The 17,057-nt window shown below is 64.5% G+C and carries 14 protein-coding genes; 10 read left to right on the top strand and 4 right to left on the bottom strand.

The features are described 5' to 3' along the window. Positions 1–3 precede the first annotated feature (3 nt). Genes zwf through NKK50_RS22585 form a run of 3 tightly spaced genes read right to left on the bottom strand, consistent with a single transcriptional unit; the run spans position 4 to position 4,877 of the window. On the bottom strand, positions 4–1,377 hold the full coding sequence (gene zwf / locus NKK50_RS22595) for a glucose-6-phosphate dehydrogenase (RefSeq protein ID WP_023687745.1): 1,374 nt from the start codon (positions 1,375–1,377) through the stop codon (positions 4–6). A 23-nt stretch (positions 1,378–1,400) separates the two neighbouring features. Beyond that, positions 1,401–2,414: a phosphogluconate dehydrogenase (NAD(+)-dependent, decarboxylating) gene (gene gnd / locus NKK50_RS22590; RefSeq protein WP_023670467.1), complete on the bottom strand. Its 1,014-nt coding sequence runs from the start codon at positions 2,412–2,414 to the stop codon at positions 1,401–1,403. A 42-nt stretch (positions 2,415–2,456) separates the two neighbouring features. Further along, the gene (locus NKK50_RS22585) at positions 2,457–4,877 is read right to left on the bottom strand and encodes a glucan 1,4-alpha-glucosidase (protein ID WP_502896555.1); all 2,421 of its coding nucleotides are present in this window, start codon (positions 4,875–4,877) and stop codon (positions 2,457–2,459) included. Positions 4,878–5,081: 204 nt separating this feature from the next. Between NKK50_RS22585 and NKK50_RS22580 the strand changes: the two genes are divergently transcribed. From NKK50_RS22580 to NKK50_RS22545, 8 genes are all read left to right on the top strand, one after another. Beyond that, positions 5,082–6,095, top strand: a complete 1,014-nt coding sequence (locus tag NKK50_RS22580) for an ABC transporter substrate-binding protein (RefSeq protein ID WP_023670464.1) — start codon at positions 5,082–5,084, stop codon at positions 6,093–6,095. Between the two features lie 48 nt (positions 6,096–6,143). Continuing rightward, complete coding sequence (locus NKK50_RS22575; RefSeq protein WP_352500528.1) at positions 6,144–7,661, top strand: sugar ABC transporter ATP-binding protein; 1,518 nt, start codon at positions 6,144–6,146, stop codon at positions 7,659–7,661. A 1-nt stretch (position 7,662) separates the two neighbouring features. Then, on the top strand, positions 7,663–8,634 hold the full coding sequence (locus tag NKK50_RS22570) for an ABC transporter permease (RefSeq protein ID WP_352500527.1): 972 nt from the start codon (positions 7,663–7,665) through the stop codon (positions 8,632–8,634). A gap of 2 nt (positions 8,635–8,636) precedes the next feature. Then, complete coding sequence (locus NKK50_RS22565; protein WP_023694459.1) at positions 8,637–9,584, top strand: ABC transporter permease; 948 nt, start codon at positions 8,637–8,639, stop codon at positions 9,582–9,584. Positions 9,585–9,712: 128 nt separating this feature from the next. Further along, complete coding sequence (locus NKK50_RS22560) at positions 9,713–10,738, top strand: BMP family protein (protein WP_023687751.1); 1,026 nt, start codon at positions 9,713–9,715, stop codon at positions 10,736–10,738. Between the two features lie 174 nt (positions 10,739–10,912). Then, entirely contained in the window at positions 10,913–12,424 is a 1,512-nt protein-coding gene (locus tag NKK50_RS22555; RefSeq protein ID WP_023715879.1) for an ABC transporter ATP-binding protein, read from the top strand. 281 nt (positions 12,425–12,705) lie between these two features. Beyond that, entirely contained in the window at positions 12,706–13,761 is a 1,056-nt protein-coding gene (locus NKK50_RS22550; RefSeq protein ID WP_023683937.1) for an ABC transporter permease, read from the top strand. Next, positions 13,758–14,702, top strand: coding sequence for an ABC transporter permease (locus tag NKK50_RS22545; RefSeq protein WP_023694455.1), 945 nt, complete (start codon positions 13,758–13,760; stop codon positions 14,700–14,702). The genes NKK50_RS22550 and NKK50_RS22545 overlap by 4 nt, the downstream gene beginning before the upstream one ends. A gap of 71 nt (positions 14,703–14,773) precedes the next feature. Here NKK50_RS22545 and NKK50_RS22540 read toward each other — a convergent pair whose 3' ends face one another. Beyond that, on the bottom strand, positions 14,774–15,541 hold the full coding sequence (locus tag NKK50_RS22540; RefSeq protein WP_023686096.1) for an SDR family NAD(P)-dependent oxidoreductase: 768 nt from the start codon (positions 15,539–15,541) through the stop codon (positions 14,774–14,776). Positions 15,542–15,774: 233 nt separating this feature from the next. On the opposite strand from NKK50_RS22540, the gene NKK50_RS22535 reads away from it, so the two are divergent. Together NKK50_RS22535 and NKK50_RS22530 are read left to right on the top strand one after the other, a co-directional pair. Then, a complete protein-coding gene (locus tag NKK50_RS22535) occupies positions 15,775–15,930 on the top strand; it encodes a hypothetical protein (RefSeq protein ID WP_023670454.1) in 156 nt (51 codons plus the stop codon). 158 nt (positions 15,931–16,088) lie between these two features. Then, the gene (locus NKK50_RS22530) at positions 16,089–17,048 is read left to right on the top strand and encodes an LLM class flavin-dependent oxidoreductase (RefSeq protein WP_023732922.1); all 960 of its coding nucleotides are present in this window, start codon (positions 16,089–16,091) and stop codon (positions 17,046–17,048) included. The last annotated feature ends 9 nt before the right edge of the window (positions 17,049–17,057 follow it).

The following is a 17,057-nucleotide window of genomic DNA, read 5'->3' as shown; positions in this document are numbered from 1 at the left end:
TGCTCAACTCGGATTGATCCAGCCGTTGGGCGGCCCGAAGCTGGCCATGGCGTCGGCAGGCCCCCAGGTCTTCGGCTCATACATATGCGGCGGCGTGGTGTCGCCCAGCACCGGGCCGACGATGCGCCAGGCAAGCTCGCTGGCATCCTGGCGGGTGAACAATTGGCCATTGCCGTTCATGGCATCGCCGATCAGCCGCTCATAGGGCGGCATGTCGCCCTTCGAATCGTCCAGCGCGGTGAGCTCGACCTGCTCGCCGACCATGTCGTCGCCGGGCGCCTTGCGCTGCGCGCCGATCGAGATCGCCACCTGCGGGTCGATGCGGAAGCGCACGTAATTGGCGTCGCTGGGCTTGATCGGATCGAAGACGTCGAGCGGCGGCCGCTTCAGCCGCACGATCACTTCGGTCACATGCACCGGCATGTTCTTGCCGGTGCGGATGAAGAAGGGCACGTCCTGCCAGCGCCAGGTGTCGACCATGAAGCGCACCGCGGCAAAGGTTTCGACCGGCGAGTTCGGCTTCACGCCGGGTTCAGCGAGGTAGCCGGTGAACTGGCCGCGCACGACGTCGTCCTTGGTCAGCGTGCGGATGGCGCGCAGCACCTGCACCTTCTCGTCGATCAGATCGTCGGCCGAGCGGCCGACCGGCGGTTCCATGGCGAGCAGCAAAAGGATGTTGAGCAGATGGTTCTCGATCACGTCGCGGATAGCGCCGACATCGTCATAGAATTTGCCACGGCCTTCAACGCCGAAGTCCTCGGCCATGGTGATCTGTACGCTTTCGACGAAGTTGCGGTTCCAGATCGGCTCGAGAAAGGAATTGGCAAAGCGGAAATAGAGCAGGTTCTGGATCGCCTCCTTGCCGAGATAGTGGTCGATGCGGAAGATCGACTGCTCTTCGAACACCAGATGCAGCACGCGATTCAGCCAGCGCGCCGATTGGAGATCGTGGCCGAACGGCTTTTCCACCATCAGCCGCGCGCCATGCGCGGTACCGGATTGCTCCAGCCCCTGGACGACGGTCTCGAACATGGTCGGCGGCACCGCCATATAGTGCAGAGGCCGCTGCGCCGAGCCGAGCGCCGTCTTCAGCTTCTCGAAGGTCGCGCCGTCGCGGTAGTCGCCGCTGACATAGCGCAGCAGACTGGCGAATTTGGCGAAGATCTTTTCGTCGATCTTGCCGAGAGCGTTGACGATGCCGTCGCGGGCCCGCGCCTGCAATTGGTTGATGTCCCAGGCATCGAAGGCGACGCCGATCACCGGCTCGGTCAGCGTCCCCTTGGCTACCATCTGGTAGAGGGCCGGAAATATCTTCTTGTGGGCAAGGTCGCCGGTTGCTCCGAAGAGCACCAGCGTGTCGGACCGTTCCGGGCTCATCTTGCGCGTCTCCCCTGCGGCCTTCACTTGCCGGCCTTCGGCTTTTCGACATGGCCGCCAAAGGCATAGCGCATGGCCGACAGCAGCTTGTCGGCGAATTCGGATTCGCCCTGCGAGGAGAAGCGGTCGAACAAAGCCGAGGACAGAACCGGCGCCGGCACGCCGGTGTCGATCGCCGCCTTCAGCGTCCAGCGTCCTTCGCCGGAATCGGAGACGCGGCCGCCGAACTGGGCCAATGCCGGGTCGCTCTTCAGTGCGCCGGCGGTGAGGTCGAGCAGCCACGAGCCGATCACACTGCCATGGCGCCAGACCTCGGCCACTTGCGGCAGGTCGATGTCGAACTGATAGTATTGCGGGTTTTCCAAAGGGCTGGTCTCGGCGTCCGCCGTGCGCTGTCTTTTGCCGGCATTTGCCGATTTCAAAATGTTCATGCCTTCGGCATAGGCGGCCATGACGCCATACTCGATGCCGTTATGGATCATCTTGACGAAATGGCCGGCGCCGCTCGGTCCGCAATGCAGGTAGCCAAAGGGTGCGGTTCCACCCGCCTTGTCGGGCGTGGCGCCGACATCGGCGCCGGGCGCCAGCGTGGCGAAGATCGGGTCGAGGTGTTTGACCGCCGTGTCGGGGCCACCGATCATCAGGCAATAGCCGCGCTCCAAGCCCCAGACGCCGCCGCTGGTGCCGACATCGACATAGTGCAGGCCCTTGGCCGCGAGCTCGGCCGCCTGGTCGACAGCGTCGTGATAATAGGAATTGCCGCCGTCGATGATGATATCGCCGGGCTCCATCAATGCTGCCATCTGGTCGGCGATCCTGCCGGTGATCGCCGCCGGCAGCATCAGCCAGGCGCTACGCGGCTTGGACAGCTTGCCGACGAACTCTTCCATGGAGGCGGCGCCGATGGCGCCATCGGCAACCAGGGCGGCAACGCTTGCCGGGTTGATGTCGTAGACGACGCATTCATGGCCGTCGCGCATCAGGCGGCGCACCATGTTGGCGCCCATCCTGCCCAGTCCCATCATTCCGATCTGCATGGTCTTGTCCTAGTCGCTTGAGGAAAGAAAATTGTGGGCGAGTTAGTTCTCAATGCCGACGGTGAAGTCGACATTCTCCCAACGGTCGCCGTCGGGCCAGAAAAAAGTGAAGACGATCGTATTACCTCGCGGAATATCGGCCACCGGCAGATCCGCCAGATGGACGCCAAAGACATTCACGGACGTGTTGATTTCATGGCTGGTCTGCCACTGGTCGCCGCTCCAGCGGATCAGTGCCGGCTGCAGCAGTTCAACCCGCAGCGTCTTGCCGGCTTCCAGGGTGCGCAGCCTGTTGTTGAAGCGCCATATCCTCAGCGGCGAGCCGGTCTTGTCCCTGACATAGCGCTTGACGCCTTGCGGCGGCATGTCGAAGACGGCGCCGTCGCGGAGCGAGCGCAACAGCTTGATGTGTTCCGAATGCGCCCAGACCAGCGGCATGGCGCTGCCCGACGGCCTGCCCAGCCACAATTCGCGCTCCGGTATGTCGGCGCCGTCCCAGACCTGTTCCGGCAGCAGACCGCCCACACCAGCCGAAGCCTCGAATGTCCTGAGCAGGCTTGCCGCCTTGTCCTTGTTACCGGCGGCCAGCTCGTAGTGGGCGCGTTCGCCGGCCAGCAACGGCCAGGGTCGGCCCTGGCCGTTGCCGTCGAAGGGGGCGCCGTCGGCGTGTTCGCCATAACCGTCGCTGGTGTAGCGGTACCATAGAGGCCCTTGCGGCAGGTCGCAGCGCAGTTGCGCGTCGATGATCTTGACCGTGCCGACGATGCGCGGATCGTCCGCGGCCCTGAGGCCGAAGCGGACTAGCGCCAGCGCGTCCGGGCTGACAATCGCTTCGGCCGGCTTGTCGGTATCGCCCGGCGGACGGTTCTTGATCGGTACGAAGCCGTCCTTCGGCGATGCGGCGCCTGAACCGTCGGCCGGCGCGATGCGGATGTAGTAGCCGTCGACGCCAGCCTCGTGGCACGCCGGTGTGCCGCTGACATAGGTCCAGCGCTCGATCTGGTCGTTCCAGCAATCCGCGACCTCGCGCAAATAGTTAGCCGGCTCCGGTTTGCCGTCAACGTCGAACAGATCGGCGGCGCCAAGCAGTGCCGATATTTCGACGGCGAGCGTGAATGGGCTGTAGCCGGCATCCTCTTCCCAGCGGTCCTGCCCGGTGACGGGACCATTGCGCACGACATAGGACGCTGCTTTCTCGACCATCGGCATGAAGGCGGCGAGCTTGGCGCGCGGCAGGTGGCCGGCGCGGTGCAGCGCATCGGCAAGCAGCAGTGGGAAGGCGCATTCGTCCATCTGGATGCCCGGCCAATAGAGCGAGCCGTCGAGCCACACATTTTGTGGCCAGTGGCCGTCCGGCTGCTGGATGGAACGGAGATAGGCGAGGATCTCAAGCGCCTGCGCCGGATCGCCGGCGGCGAGGAAGCCGCCCGCAGTTTCGACGAGGTCGCGCGGCCAGACCAGATGATAGCCGCCAAGGTCGTCGTCGCCCTTGCTCGCTCCCCACGGGATCGACAGGCTGGCAACGGCCGCGCCGGGCCTCGCCAGCGACAGGTGCGTCGCCAGCACCGCTGTGCTGACGCGGTAGGTGTTGAGGCCGGATGCATCATGGTGGTCGAGCGGCGTCAGGCCTGCCTGCCATTTCCGCCATTTCGCGACATAGGCCTTTGCCGCCGGCTCAAAACCGCGTTTCAGGCTGGCGGCGGCGTTTTCGGCCGCTTCATCCGGCGTCGCCCCAAACCCAAGCGCAAGCAAGGCTTCGCTGTTGGCTAAAGAAAAGCCGATCTCGCCGGTCAGCGCGACATTGCCGTCCTCCGCGCTTTGGCAGGTCGGATCGAGCCGGCCGGCGCGGCTGAGTTGCTGCCAGCCGTCGGAAAAGCCTGCATAGCCGGCCGAGCAGTCGCCCCAGGGCAGCGAGGAGGCAAGCGCCAAGCAGGCGCCGTGCCCGGACGCAAACAGCATCGGCTTGCCCTTGTGCTCGCCGATCCAGGCGGTGTTGCCCATGCCGGCATTGACCAGATGCGGCGCCAGCAGGGCGTAGACGCGGTAGTCCGTGGCCACGCCCTCGAGTGCCGTGAAGCTGATTTCCTGCAGCAGGGCCGGGCGCGCCGGATCCGCCAGGATGCGCTTTTCGATCCGGTAACGCGCCGTCGCGTTGACCAGCCGGTAGGCGGGCACGCCTTCCTCGAACGGCTCGATGGCATGCGTGGCGTCACGCTTCTCCTCGGAAAACCAGCCGCCGAGGCCGGTGACCAGCAGTCCCATGTCGCGCGTGCAGGCGCTGTCGAGGCCGGGATAGTAGACTTCATTGACGATGCCATGGCTGAGCGTGAACCAGACGCGACTCGCCGTTGAAAGCGCGGCACCTACGCCGCTCTTGGCGCTTGAGGTCCAGCGCGCCGGAATTCCGGGGGCGCCCATTCTTTTGGGTGCACTGGGGGGAAGGGTCGGCGGCATCGCTGCCATGCATGGTCTCCTGGACCCTTCCCTAGACCAGCACGCGAAGGCTTTTCAACCGCCGCACCTGAAGTTGATCGTCCAAGCGTGATCGATCGCAGTTGACAAGCGGGCGTATCTGAATTTGTCTGACAATAGATAAAAAACAGGCAGACAACGCCAAAACCATCTGCAACAGTCGGCGGGGCCGACAATCCATGGGAGGATTATGACATGAAGACACTGCTCGTCCTGAGCGCTCTGGCGGCGATGCTCGCCTCGGGCACGGCGCTTGCCGACACCAGCGGCAAGAAGATCGCCTTCTCCAACAATTACGCCGGCAATTCGTGGCGCCAGGCGATGCTCGACAGCTACGGCATCGTCACCAAGAAGGCGGTGGAGGATAAGATCGTCGGCGCCGCCGACATCTTCACCACCGCCGACAAGGAAGTGCCGACCCAGGCTGCCCAGGTGCAGAACCTGATCCTGCAGGGTTATGACGCCATCGTCATCAATGCCGCATCGCCGGATGCGCTGAACGGCGCCATCAAGCAGGCCTGCGATGCCGGCATCGTCGTCGTCTCCTTCGACGGGACGGTCACCGAACCTTGCGCCTACCGCGTCGTCGTCGACTTCAAGGACATGGGCAAGCAGGAAGTCGAGCAGATGGCCAAATTCCAGCCCAAGGGCGGCAATCTCCTGGAAATCCGCGGTCTTGCCGGCACCTCGATCGACGATGCCATCCATGCCGGCATCCTCGAAGGCGTCGCCGCCCATCCCGAGTTCAAGATCGTCGGTTCGGTGACCGGCGACTGGGACCAGACGACGGCGCAGAAGGCGGTCGCGACGATCCTGCCTTCGTTGCCCGACATCGTCGGCATCGTCGACCAGGGCGGTGACGGTTATGGCGCGGCACAAGCCTTTGCCGCCGCAGGCAAGCCGCGTCCGACCATCATCATGGGCAACCGCCAGGACGAGCTTAAATGGTGGAAGGAGCAGAAGGACAAGGATGGCTACCAGACCTGGTCGGCCTCGATCGCGCCCGGCGTGTCGTCGCTGGCCTTCTGGGTGGCGCAGCAGGTGCTCGACGGCCGCACCGACATTCCGCATGACCTTTTGGTGCCGTATCTCGCCTTTACCCAGGACAATTTCGAGACCGAGCTGCCGAAAATCAAGGAGGGCGGCGTCGCCACCCACGAATACAGTCAGGAAGACGCAATCGCGGCGATCAAAGCCAATATCAAGTGATGCATTGCATTCATTGCCAGCGGCATGACCGACCGGATATCGTTGAGCATGCCTGAGGCCAATACGGACATCATCAGACTGGGCGGCGCCGAAAAACATTTCGGCGCCGCCCATTTGGACATCATCAGGCTTAACGGCGCCGAAAAACATTTCGGCGCCGTTCGGGCGCTTAACGGCGTCGACTTCCATGTTGTATCAGGCGAATGCGTCGGGCTGGTCGGCCACAACGGAGCCGGCAAATCGACGCTGATGCATATGGTGGCCGGTACGCTGCAGCCCGATGGCGGTGAGATCGCGGTGCGTGGCAATGCCGAAACCGACTACTCGGTGGCGCGCGCGCTGAAACTCGGCATACGCTGCGTGTTCCAGGAACTGTCGCTCTGCCCTAACCTCAGTATCGCGGAGAATACGCGCATCAACCATCCGGCGCTCACCGGCTTCGGCTGGCGACGCAAGGCGGCTGCTCTCATTGCCGCCAAGCTGGACGAAATCTTTCCGGATCACGGCATCTCGGCGGACGACATTGCCGGCGATCTCTCCATCGGCCGGCGGCAGATGGTCGAGGTGGCGCGCGCCTTCACGGTGACGCGCGATCCGCTCGACCTGGTCATTCTCGACGAGCCGACCTCTTCGCTGGACGCGCATACTGCGGGCCAGCTGCTTGCCTTCGTGCGCCGTTTCGTCGCCACCGGGGGCAGCTGCATCCTGATCTCGCATGTGCTGGGCGAGGTGCTGCAGAATGCTGACCGCATCGTGGTGATGCGCGACGGCAAGGTGGTCGCCACGGACGTTGCAAAAGCGTTCGACCGCGACCGGCTGGTGGCCACCATGGGTGGCGCGGAAGCGCGCGAGAAGATCGCGGCGGAGATCGCCGCCAGGCCGGCGGGTGGCCTGGTCAGGGTGCGGGCGCGGCCCGAGCGGCAGCAGGACGGCAAGGAGCTTGTCGCCCGCGCCGGCGAGATCATCGGGCTTGCCGGGCTTGCCGGCCATGGCCAGACCGACCTGTTGCTGGCGATCTTTGCCGCCGCGACGCGTAGAAGGCTTGATATCGAGGTGACCGCCCCGGTGGCGCTGGTGGCCGGAGACCGCCAATCGGACGGCATTTTCCCGCAATGGTCTATTGCCGAAAACATCGGCATCCGCTCGCTGGCGCAGCTGCGCAAAGGGCTGCTGATCTCGCCGCAGCGCGAGGCCGAGCTTGCCGAGTTCTGGAAGCAGAAGATTGGCATCCGCACGCCTGATATGACCAACAACATCTTCTCGCTGTCCGGCGGCAACCAGCAGAAGGCGCTGTTTGCCCGCGCACTGGGTTCCGATGCGCAGATCGTGCTGATGGACGATCCGATGCGCGGCGTGGACATCGGCACCAAGCTCGAGGTCTACGATCTCGTGCGCGAGGAGGCGGCCAAGGGCCGGACCTTCCTCTGGTACACCACCGAGACCGAAGAGCTCGACAATTGCGACCACATCCATGTCTTCAAGAACGGCCGCATCGTCGCCAATCTCACGCGCGACGAGCTGACCGAGGAAAAGATCATCCAGTCCTCATTCGGCGACGCGGCCTGAGATGACGGCAATCGCTCCCGGCCCGACGACCTCGCCGCGCAGCAGTGCCGCCCGCGCGCGCCTGTTGCGCAGCCTGTTGCCGGCGCTGTCGCTGGCGCTGGTGGTTATCGCCATCGCCTGGCTCAACCCACGCGCCATCAGCTATTTCGGCTTCAGCCTGATGTTGAACCTGGCTATCCCGATCGCGCTGGCGACGATCGCCCAGATGTTCGTCATCGCCGGCAATGAGCTCGATCTGTCGATCGGCACTTTTGTCGGCTTTGTCGGCTGCGTCACCGCGACCTGGCTGAAGGACGCGCCGCTGCTCGGCGTGGTCATCCTGCTCGGCGCCATCGGGGTCTATGCACTGGTGGGCGCATTGATCCATCTGCGCAATCTGCCGTCGATCGTGGTAACGCTGGGCATGAGCTTCGTCTGGCAGGGGCTTGCCATTCTGGTGCTGCCCAAGCCCGGTGGCAAGGCGCCGGACTGGCTCTTGTCGCTGATGGCCTTCAAGCCGCCCTTCATTCCGTTCCCTATCATCGCCGCGCTGGCGATCGCAGCGGTGGTGCATTTTGGGCTGATGCGCACCTCCTATGGCGTCATCCTGCGGGGATCCGGCGGCAATCCGGCGGCGCTCAGGCGCGCTGGCTGGTCGCTGCTTCGAACCAAGATCGTGCTGTTTGCGCTGACCGGCCTATTCGGCGTTCTGTCCGGCATGGCGCTGATCGGCATCACCACCTCGGCCGACGCCAATATCGGCAATGGCTACACGCTGCTGGCGATCGCCGGCGTCATTCTCGGCGGCGGCGAGTTCGTCGGCGGCCGGGTGTCGCCGATCGGCGCCGTGCTCGGCGCGCTGACACTGGCGCTGGCGGCATCGCCTCTGCTCACCTTCATGCACATTCCGCCGGATTGGCAGGTCGCCGCCAACGGCGCCATCCTGATCATCGTGCTGGCAGCCCGCGTCCTGATCAGCCGCAGGGAGAGGTAGCGATGACGCTGGTTAAATCGCTGGCCGCCAAACCCTGGATATGGTCGTTCATCGGCGCGATGTTCGTCTGGCTGGCGACCATCGCTTTCACCGGCGGCTATGGCGGCGGTGGCATGGTCACGGCGGCACTGTCGCTGGCGGTGTTCACCGTCATCGTCGGAGTCGGCCAAATGTTCGTCATCACGCTCGGGCCAGGCAATGTCGACCTGTCGCTGCCGGCCAATATCGGGCTCGCCAGTGCCGTCGCCATGAAGGTCATGGGCGGCAGCGATTCCATGATCGTGGTCGGGCTGCTCGCCGCGCTCGCCTGCGGCGCCGCCATCGGTGCCGTCAACTATCTCCTGATCTGGGCGCTGAGGATCCCGCCGATCATCGCCACTCTGTCGGCCAGCTTCATCATCCAGTCGATCGACATCAGCTATGGGCGTGGCCTGCAGATCAAGCCGCCGCCCGGCTTTGCCGATTTTGCGAACTGGCAAATCCTGGGCATTCCAGTGCTGGCGATCCTTACCGTGTTGTTCAGCATCGGTGCGGCCATCGCCTTGCAGCGCATGATCTATGGCCGCTCGGTGCTGGCGATCGGCCAGAACATCCGCGCCGCGTGGCTTGCCGGCGTCAATGTCGGCCGCACCCGCTTCCTGACTTACACGCTGTCGGGCGCGCTCGGCGGCATGGATGGGGCGCTGCTCGCCGGCTATTTCCGCGGCGCCAATGTCGATATCGGCAACGAGTACCTGCTGGCCTCGATCGCCGTCGTCGTCATCGGCGGCACCTCGGTCGCCGGTGGCAAGGCCAATGTTCCCGGTGTCTGGGGCGCGGCGCTGTTCCTGGTACTGCTTCTGACCATGCTCAACACGTTCGGCGTCAGCGCCGGCGTTCGGCTGTTGCTGACCGGGCTGATCATCGTCGGCGTCATCACCGTAGCCGGCGGCGAGAAGGCGCTGCGCTAAAAGGCGTGAGCCCGGCAGCAGTCCCGCTAAATTTGACCATGTGGACAAAAGTCCGCACCCGTTCCATAGTTCCGCGTCTGATTTCGGAACAGCCGGCTCGACACGGCTGTCAAACAGAGGGGCACTAGATGGAAAACCGGAAAAACAAATCGCAATCGACCGGCCTGTCGCGGCGCGACGTGCTGGAACTCGGCGCACTTGGCCTGGCCGCAGCCATGCTGCCGGGTGCAGCCTTCGCCAAGGACAAGAAGCTGAAGGTGGCGGCGATCTTCGCCACGCCGATCGAGGAGCCGTGGGACAACCAGATCCACGTCGCCCTGCAGAAGGCCGAGAAGGAACTCGGCATCGAATACAAATGGTCGGAAAAGGTGCAGACCGCCGATTTCAGCCGCGTCATGCGCGAATATGCGCAAGGCGGGTACCAGCTGGTGCTGGGCGACGCCTTCGCCGCCGAGCGTGAATCGCGCCGCACGGCAAAGCAGTTCCCGAAGACGGCATGGCTGTTCGGCTCGGGCGCCGGCCCGGCCGAGCCCAATTTCGGCGTCTTCGACAACTGGATCCACGAGCCGGCCTATCTGTCCGGCATGATCGCCGGCAAGATGTCGAAGTCGGGCACGATCGGCGCGGTGGCGGCCATGGGCATTCCGGAAGTGAACCGGCTGGTCAACGCCTTCTTTGCCGGCGCCAAGGAGGTCAATCCCAACATCAAGAAGAAGGTCGCCTTCATTGGCTCGTTCTTCGATCCGCCCAAGGCCAAGGAAGCGGCGGTCGCCCAGATCGATGCCGGCGTCGATGTCATCTATGCCGAGCGCTTCGGCGTCATCGAGGCGGCGGTGGACAAGAAGATCCTCGCCATCTCCAACATGTCCGACCAGTCGAGCCTCGGCCCCGACACGGTCATAACCGGGCCGGTCTGGGACATGTATCCGACGGTCGAGCAGGCGATCAAGCTGGTCAAGGCCGGTGTCTTCACCGCGCAGGATTATGGCGATTTCTCGCGCATGGCCAAGGGCGGGTCGTTCCTGGCGCCCTACCATAAATTCGACAAGACGCTGCCGGCGGATGTGAAGGATCTGGTCGAGAAGAAGAAGGTCGAGATCCTGGAAGGCAATTTCCGGGTGGATGTGGATGAGAACACGCCGGTTTCGGATTAGCTCGGCGCACCCCCTCCCCTTGAGGGGAGGGTGGCCCGCAGGGCCGGGTGGGGTCCTCCGCGAAGTGCTCCATCCTGCTAAGTCATGGGTTGAGGCAGTTGAGGTGACCCCACCCGCCTCGCTTCGCTCGGCACCCTCCCCTCGAGGGGGAGGGGTATCTCCGCAGGAGCATCCTTGTCCGCCCCTCTCATCGAAATGCGCGGCATCACCAAGAGCTTCGGCGCCGTCAAGGCGAATGAGGCTGTCGATCTAAGCGTCGCCCCAGGTGAGATCCTCGGCCTGCTGGGCGAAAACGGCGCCGGCAAGACGACGCTGATGAATGTGCTGTTCGGCGCCTATGCGCCGGATGCCGGCGAAATTCTTATCCAGGGCAAGACCGTGCGGATCACCAGTTCGGCCGATGCGCTGGCCGCCGGCATCGGCATGGTGCACCAGCATTTTCATTTGGCGCCAAGGCTGACGGTCCTGGAAAACCTTCTGATTGGCATTCCCGGCAAATCCGGCCGCATCGACCGCGCCGGCGGACTTGCCCGGTTGTCCGACATCAGCCGTCGGCATGGGCTGACGCTGGACCCCAACCTGCCTGTCTCCGCGCTGTCGGTCGGCGAGCAGCAGCGGCTCGAAATCGTCAAGGCGCTGTTTCGCGGCGCCAGCCTGTTAATCCTCGACGAGCCGACGGCGGTGTTGGCGCCGGGCGAGGTCGACGGGCTGTTTTCGGCGCTGCGCTCGATGGCGGCGCAGGGGCTCGGAATCATCTTCATCTCGCATAAATTGAACGAGGTGCGGGCGCTCACCCATCGCTGCACCGTATTGCGGCACGGCCGCGTCGCCGGCCGTGTCGACGATCCGGCGAACACGACATCGGCAGAAATGGCGCAGCTGATGTGCGGCCATGAGATCGTGCCGCCGGCAAGAGGACCTTCGACCCCAGGCGCGGCGGTGCTGACGCTCGACGGTATTTCCACCTCACGGCATTCGGGGACGCCGCTGCGCGATGTATCGCTTGCCGTTCGCGCGGGCGAAATCCTCGGCATTGCCGGGGTCTCCGGCAATGGCCAGCGGGCGCTGGCCGAGGTGATTTCCGGCACGCGCGCGCCCGACGCCGGCGCGATGACGATAGCCGGCAAACCTGTTACGCGGTTCTCGCCGCGCGAGGTGCAGGCGCTCGGCCTTGGCCGCATCCCGGAAGACCGTATGACGACCGGGCTGGTCACCAATCTGCCGCTCGCCGATTCCATGGTGTTGCCGCGCATTGGTACTGCGGCTTTCAGCAGCCGGGGCCTGCTCAAGCCAGATGCGATCCGCGCCTTCGCCGAAGAACAGATCAAGGCCTATGACATTAGGTGCCCCGGGCCGATGACCCGCGCCGGCGCGCTGTCGGGCGGCAATCTGCAGAAGGCGCTGCTGGCGCGCGAACTGGCTTTCGACCCGAAGGTGCTGATCGTCTCGCAGCCGACGCGCGGCCTCGACATCGGTGCCGCCCGCTTCATCCACGAAAAATTCCTCGACATGCGTGCCAAGGGCTGCGGGATCATCGTCATCGGCGAGGATCTCGAAGAGCTGCTGGTGCTCTGCGACCGCATCGCGGTGATGTATGAGGGCCGCATCGCCGGCACGCTGGACAGCGCCGATGCGACCATCGCGCGGCTTGGGCTGCTGATGACCGGGGCGGAGGGCAGAGCCTAGATGGACTTTCTCACTCGGTTCCTCGCAGAAACCTCAAATAATACTGCCCGCTTTTGGCTGACTTTAAGCGTCAGCGCTGCCCCTCACCTGCCTGCCGGCATCCTCTCCCCGTATAGAGACGGGGAGAGGGGCTCTCACCCATGGTTTCGCCAATCACCACAGCTGCAAGAGGGGAGTTGCATAGGGCCCGGATCCCTTCTCCCCGTGTCTATACGGGGAGAAGGTGCCGGCAGGCGGATGAAGGGCGGCGCGACCGTCTGGGCGGCGGAGGGGCATAGCTGATGTTCCGCCTCGAAGCCCGCAGTTCCACCCCCGCCTGGTTCAATCTCGCTTTGCCGCTGCTGGCCATCGGCGCAGCGCTGGTCCTGTGCAGCGGCCTCATCGCGCTGGCCGGCGCCGGCGTGCTTGAGGCCTATGGCGTGATGCTGTCGGCCTCGTTCGGCGACAGCTATGCCATCACCGAAACGCTGGTGCGCGCCGCCCCGATGATCTTCACCGGGCTGGCTGTGGCCGTCGCCTTCCGGGCCAAATTCTGGAACATCGGCGCCGAGGGCCAATTGCTGGCCGGCGCCGTGGCCAGCTGCTTCGTCGGCGCCATCCCAATGCCGGGCGCGCTGGCGATCCTGTCGATGGCGCTGGCCGGCGCTGCTGCCGGTGCCGCTGTCGCGCTTGTGCCGGCGACCCTGCGAGTGAAATTCAAAGTCGATGACGTCGTCAGTTCGCTGCTGCTCAATTCGGTCATCTACTATGCGTTAATGGCGCTGATCGAGGGGCCGTGGAAGGACTCGTTCAGCGGCTATCCGATCTCGCCGCCGATCGAGGATTCGGCGAATTTCCCGGTGCTGCTCGAAGGCACAAGGCTGCATCTGGGTGTCATCGCCGCGTTGATCGCGGCACCGTTGATCTGGTTCCTGATCGTGCGCACCACGCTCGGCTTCCGGATCAGGGTCACCGGCGAAAGCCCGGAAGCCGCCCGCTATGGCGGCATCCACGTCGAGCGGGTGCTGATTTCGACGGCGCTGCTGTCGGGCGCGCTGGCCGGGCTTGCCGGCGTAGGCGAGGTCGGCGGCGTGCATTTCCAGGTGATGAGCGACATTTCGCCGGGCTATGGCTATTCCGGCATCGTCGTTGCCATGCTGGCCAGGCTCAATCCGCTCGGCGTCGTACCGGCGGCGATCTTCCTGGCCGCCGTGATGACCGGCGCCGAAGCGATGTCGCGCGCCACCGGCGTGCCGGCGTTCCTCAGCGATGTCATCCAGGGCACGGCGCTGCTCGCCATGCTGGTGGCGCTGCTGTTCACGGCCTATCGCATCCGCCGCGTCGGTGCCGCCTTATGAGCGCGGTGTTCGAACAGATCTTTCAGGTCGGCTTCCTCGCCGCCATTATCCGCATCGCCACGCCGCTGGCATTTGCCACGCTGGGCGAGATGTTCTCCGAGCGGGCCGGCGTGCTCAATCTCGGTATCGAAGGCATCATGCTGCTCTGCGCGATGACCGGCTTCACCGCCGCCAGCCTCAGCGGCAGCCTGTGGCTCGGCGTGCTGGCCGCGGTGTTGACCGGCATGGCGATGAGCGCGCTGCATGCGCTGTTCACCGTGGCGCTCGGCCTCAGCCAGCATGTCTGCGGCATCGGCGTTACTTTGTTCTCGTCCGGCCTTGCCTATTTCCTCTACCGTCTGACCTTCGGCCAGCAATCGGTGCCGCCCAGCATCAAGGGTTTTCAGACGGTGCCGATCCCGCTGCTGTCGGATATTCCGGTTCTGGGGTCAGCGGTTTTCAACCAGTTTGCGCTGGTCTACTTGGCAATCATTGCCATCCCGCTCGCTGCTTTCGTGCTCTACCGCACGCCTTGGGGGCTGTCGGTGCGGATGGTCGGCGAGAACCCGCGCGCCGCTGATTCCGCTGGGGTCAGCGTCATCGCCACGCGCTTCCAGGCGGTCATCCTCGGCGGTGCGCTGATGGGGCTTGCGGGCGCCTTCCTCACCATGGCACAGTTCAACGCCTTCACCTTTGGTGTCGTGTCGGGCCGTGGCTGGGTGGCGATCGCGCTGGTCGTGTTCGGCCGCTGGGACCCGTGGCGCTCTGCGGGCGCGGCGCTGCTGTTCGCCTTCGTCGATGCGCTACAATTGCGCATGCAGGCGAGCGGCCTCGGGCATATTCCCTATGAGACGTTCTTGATGCTGCCGTTCATTTTCACCATCGTCGCGATGGCCGTGATGTCACGCAACGCGGTTGCGCCGTCGGCGCTGCTGAAGCCGTTTCGACGAGAAGAGCGGTAAGCGAGTAGGACTTGGCGCCCTTCCTCTCCCCCGATCGACGGGGGAGAGGAAGGGCGCCAAGCCTGGGATACTCACATCGCCGTAAAACCATTATCGACAAACAGATGCGTGCCATTGACGAAGCTGGACTCATCGCTGGCGAGGTACAGCGCTGCCTTGGCCACTTCCTCCGGCTCACCGATGCGGCCCTGCTGTGCGGCCAATGCGGCGTCCGACACGTCGACGCCGAGCTTGCCGAGATCGGCGACCTCGCGCAGGCCGTGCGGCGTGCGGATGAAGCCGGGACAGACGGCGTTGCAGCGTATGTTGCGGTCGCGGAATTCGACTGCGATGGCGCGCGCGAACATGTGGCAGGCGCCCTTGGTGGTGTCGTAGAGCACCTCCATGGGTGTGGCCGCCACAGCCGAGATCGACGAGGTGCAGACGATCGAACCGCCACCGGCAGCGATCATGCCCGGCAACACGGCGCGCGTCATCAGGAACATCGAGCGGACATTGACCGCATGCAGCCAGTCCCATTCCTGCACTGTCGTCTCCAGGAACGGCTTTATCACGATGGTGCCGGCATGGTTGAACAACACCGTGGCCGGGCCGAGCCTGGCAGTCGCCGCCTTCACTGCGGCCTCGACCTGCGCCTCGTCCGAGACGTCGGCCACCCAGTGTTCGGCGATATGTCCCCGCGCGCGTATCGCCGCCGCAGTGGCTGCCGCCGCCTCGCCATTGCGGTCGATGATCGCCACCTTGGCGCCTTCGGCGGCGAACAATTCCGAGGCCGCTCCGCCCATTCCGGTCGCGCCGCCCGAGATGATTGCAATCTTGCCGGCTAGTCTTGTACCCATGTTCTGTTCCCCGTTCCCGATCGAAATGATCCGCATTTACGCCGGAATGGCGATGCTATCGCCTATGCAGATGTCGGCCAAGCTTGTCGCTCGCTTGTCGCCAACAGGGGTCTCCCAGCAATCCCAAACCAAATAATAAGGAATACTGAGAAAATCGTTCTACATATCGCCAAAAAATAGCACTCGACAAAGTCTACTGATTTTATAGATTAATCCGCAAGACGGAGGTCGATATGTCCTATATCCAGAACGCCGAGACGGACCGCACCAGCCAGAGGCTGGCCAATAGCCAGGCTTTCCGCCCGGCCTATGCCGGCGCTTTCGCCTATCTCGTCTTTGCCCTTGCGTTCGTGTTCACCGGGGCAGTCGTGCTCGGCTTGATTCCCTGACCGATCAGGCCGAAAGGGTGGCGACCTAGCGCTTTCAGTGAGTGACCGGAGTTGATGAACCGAACGCGGACGCGCTTTGGCGCTGATGCTTGTTTTTACGCATGTCGTCGTCTCAAAACCGGGGGCGACATACATCCAACGTGATGGAGGAGATGGCAATGCCGATCGAGTTCACGCATGTTCCCGGTAAAACGCACGCCGCCGATGCCGGTTCGGCCGTACCGTTCTTCTATGATTTCGTCGAGACGGCGACCAAGCTGTCGCTGATCGAGGATTCCGGCTTCCAGAACATCGTCGTCGACGACCCGGCCGGGCTGTTGACCAATATGGACATCGCCGCCCAGGCGCTGGACCGCACCTCGTCGCTGGAAGTGGTGCTGACGCACTGGGCCGGCGTGATCGCGCCAGCCGTTGCGGCGCGGCAACTGGCGGCGCTCGACGCCAGGAGCGGCGGCCGGCTGGCGCTGAGGATGCTGAGCGAGCCGCTGGATGACGACGATGCCGAGACGCGTCCGGTCGGCCACACCGTGGTCTGGCAGCGCATCGACGAATATCTGGTGCTGCTGAAGCGGCTGTGGTCGAACGACCGGCCCTTCGACCATGAAGGTGCGTTCTACAGCATCAAGGGTGGCTATGTGCCGCGCAAGGGGCCGCATGGCGTCGATATCACCATCCGCATGGGTGGCCAGTCCGGCACGGCGCTGAAGGTCGCCGGCCGCCATGCCGACGTCTTCGAGCTGGCGCCTGGTTCGCCCGACGAGATCCGCCAGCTGATGGAACGGGCGCGCAGCGCCGCCGCCGAGCATGGCCGCGCCGGCAAGCTGCGTTTTGCGCTTCCGGTCCGGGTCCGCTCGGAGGGTGGCGCCTCTACCGTCGGACACAAGGCGGTCGAACTTTCCGGACCACCGGCGCAGATCGCCCTGTCGCTGCTGTCCTATGCGGCGCTGGGCATCAGCGAGTTCATGATCGTTGGCGTCGACAGGCCGCGCGAGATCGCCGGCGTCGGCCGCGAGACGATCGCGCTCTTGCGTAATTCGCTGGCACGCCGTGAGGCGGAGGTGCCGCAGCCCGGCGCGTTTGCCTCGCGGGGCGGGTCGGATATTCACGCAGCTGGGTAGCGAGATCGC

This window comes from Mesorhizobium sp. M0001, from assembly GCF_040324255.1.
Taxonomy (GTDB): domain Bacteria; phylum Pseudomonadota; class Alphaproteobacteria; order Rhizobiales; family Rhizobiaceae; genus Mesorhizobium.
The sequence above is the reverse complement of the archived record's forward strand: the minus strand, read 5'-3'. Positions and strand labels throughout refer to the sequence as shown.

Bases quoted from the DNA above. Each gene is read 5' to 3' on its own strand.
- NKK50_RS22565 (WP_023694459.1), top strand. From the start codon at position 8,637: ATGACGCTGGTTAAATCGCTGGCCGCCAAACCCTGGATATGGTCGTTC.
- NKK50_RS22545 (WP_023694455.1), top strand. From the start codon at position 13,758: ATGAGCGCGGTGTTCGAACAGATCTTTCAGGTCGGCTTCCTCGCCGCC.
- zwf (WP_023687745.1), bottom strand. From the start codon at position 1,377: ATGAGCCCGGAACGGTCCGACACGCTGGTGCTCTTCGGAGCAACCGGC.
- NKK50_RS22540 (WP_023686096.1), bottom strand. From the start codon at position 15,541: ATGGGTACAAGACTAGCCGGCAAGATTGCAATCATCTCGGGCGGCGCG.
- NKK50_RS22530 (WP_023732922.1), top strand. From the start codon at position 16,089: ATGCCGATCGAGTTCACGCATGTTCCCGGTAAAACGCACGCCGCCGAT.
- NKK50_RS22570 (WP_352500527.1), top strand. From the start codon at position 7,663: ATGACGGCAATCGCTCCCGGCCCGACGACCTCGCCGCGCAGCAGTGCC.
- NKK50_RS22585 (WP_502896555.1), bottom strand. From the start codon at position 4,877: ATGGCAGCGATGCCGCCGACCCTTCCCCCCAGTGCACCCAAAAGAATG.
- NKK50_RS22550 (WP_023683937.1), top strand. From the start codon at position 12,706: ATGTTCCGCCTCGAAGCCCGCAGTTCCACCCCCGCCTGGTTCAATCTC.
- NKK50_RS22575 (WP_352500528.1), top strand. From the start codon at position 6,144: ATGCCTGAGGCCAATACGGACATCATCAGACTGGGCGGCGCCGAAAAA.
- NKK50_RS22560 (WP_023687751.1), top strand. From the start codon at position 9,713: ATGGAAAACCGGAAAAACAAATCGCAATCGACCGGCCTGTCGCGGCGC.
- NKK50_RS22580 (WP_023670464.1), top strand. From the start codon at position 5,082: ATGAAGACACTGCTCGTCCTGAGCGCTCTGGCGGCGATGCTCGCCTCG.
- NKK50_RS22535 (WP_023670454.1), top strand. From the start codon at position 15,775: ATGTCCTATATCCAGAACGCCGAGACGGACCGCACCAGCCAGAGGCTG.
- gnd (WP_023670467.1), bottom strand. From the start codon at position 2,414: ATGCAGATCGGAATGATGGGACTGGGCAGGATGGGCGCCAACATGGTG.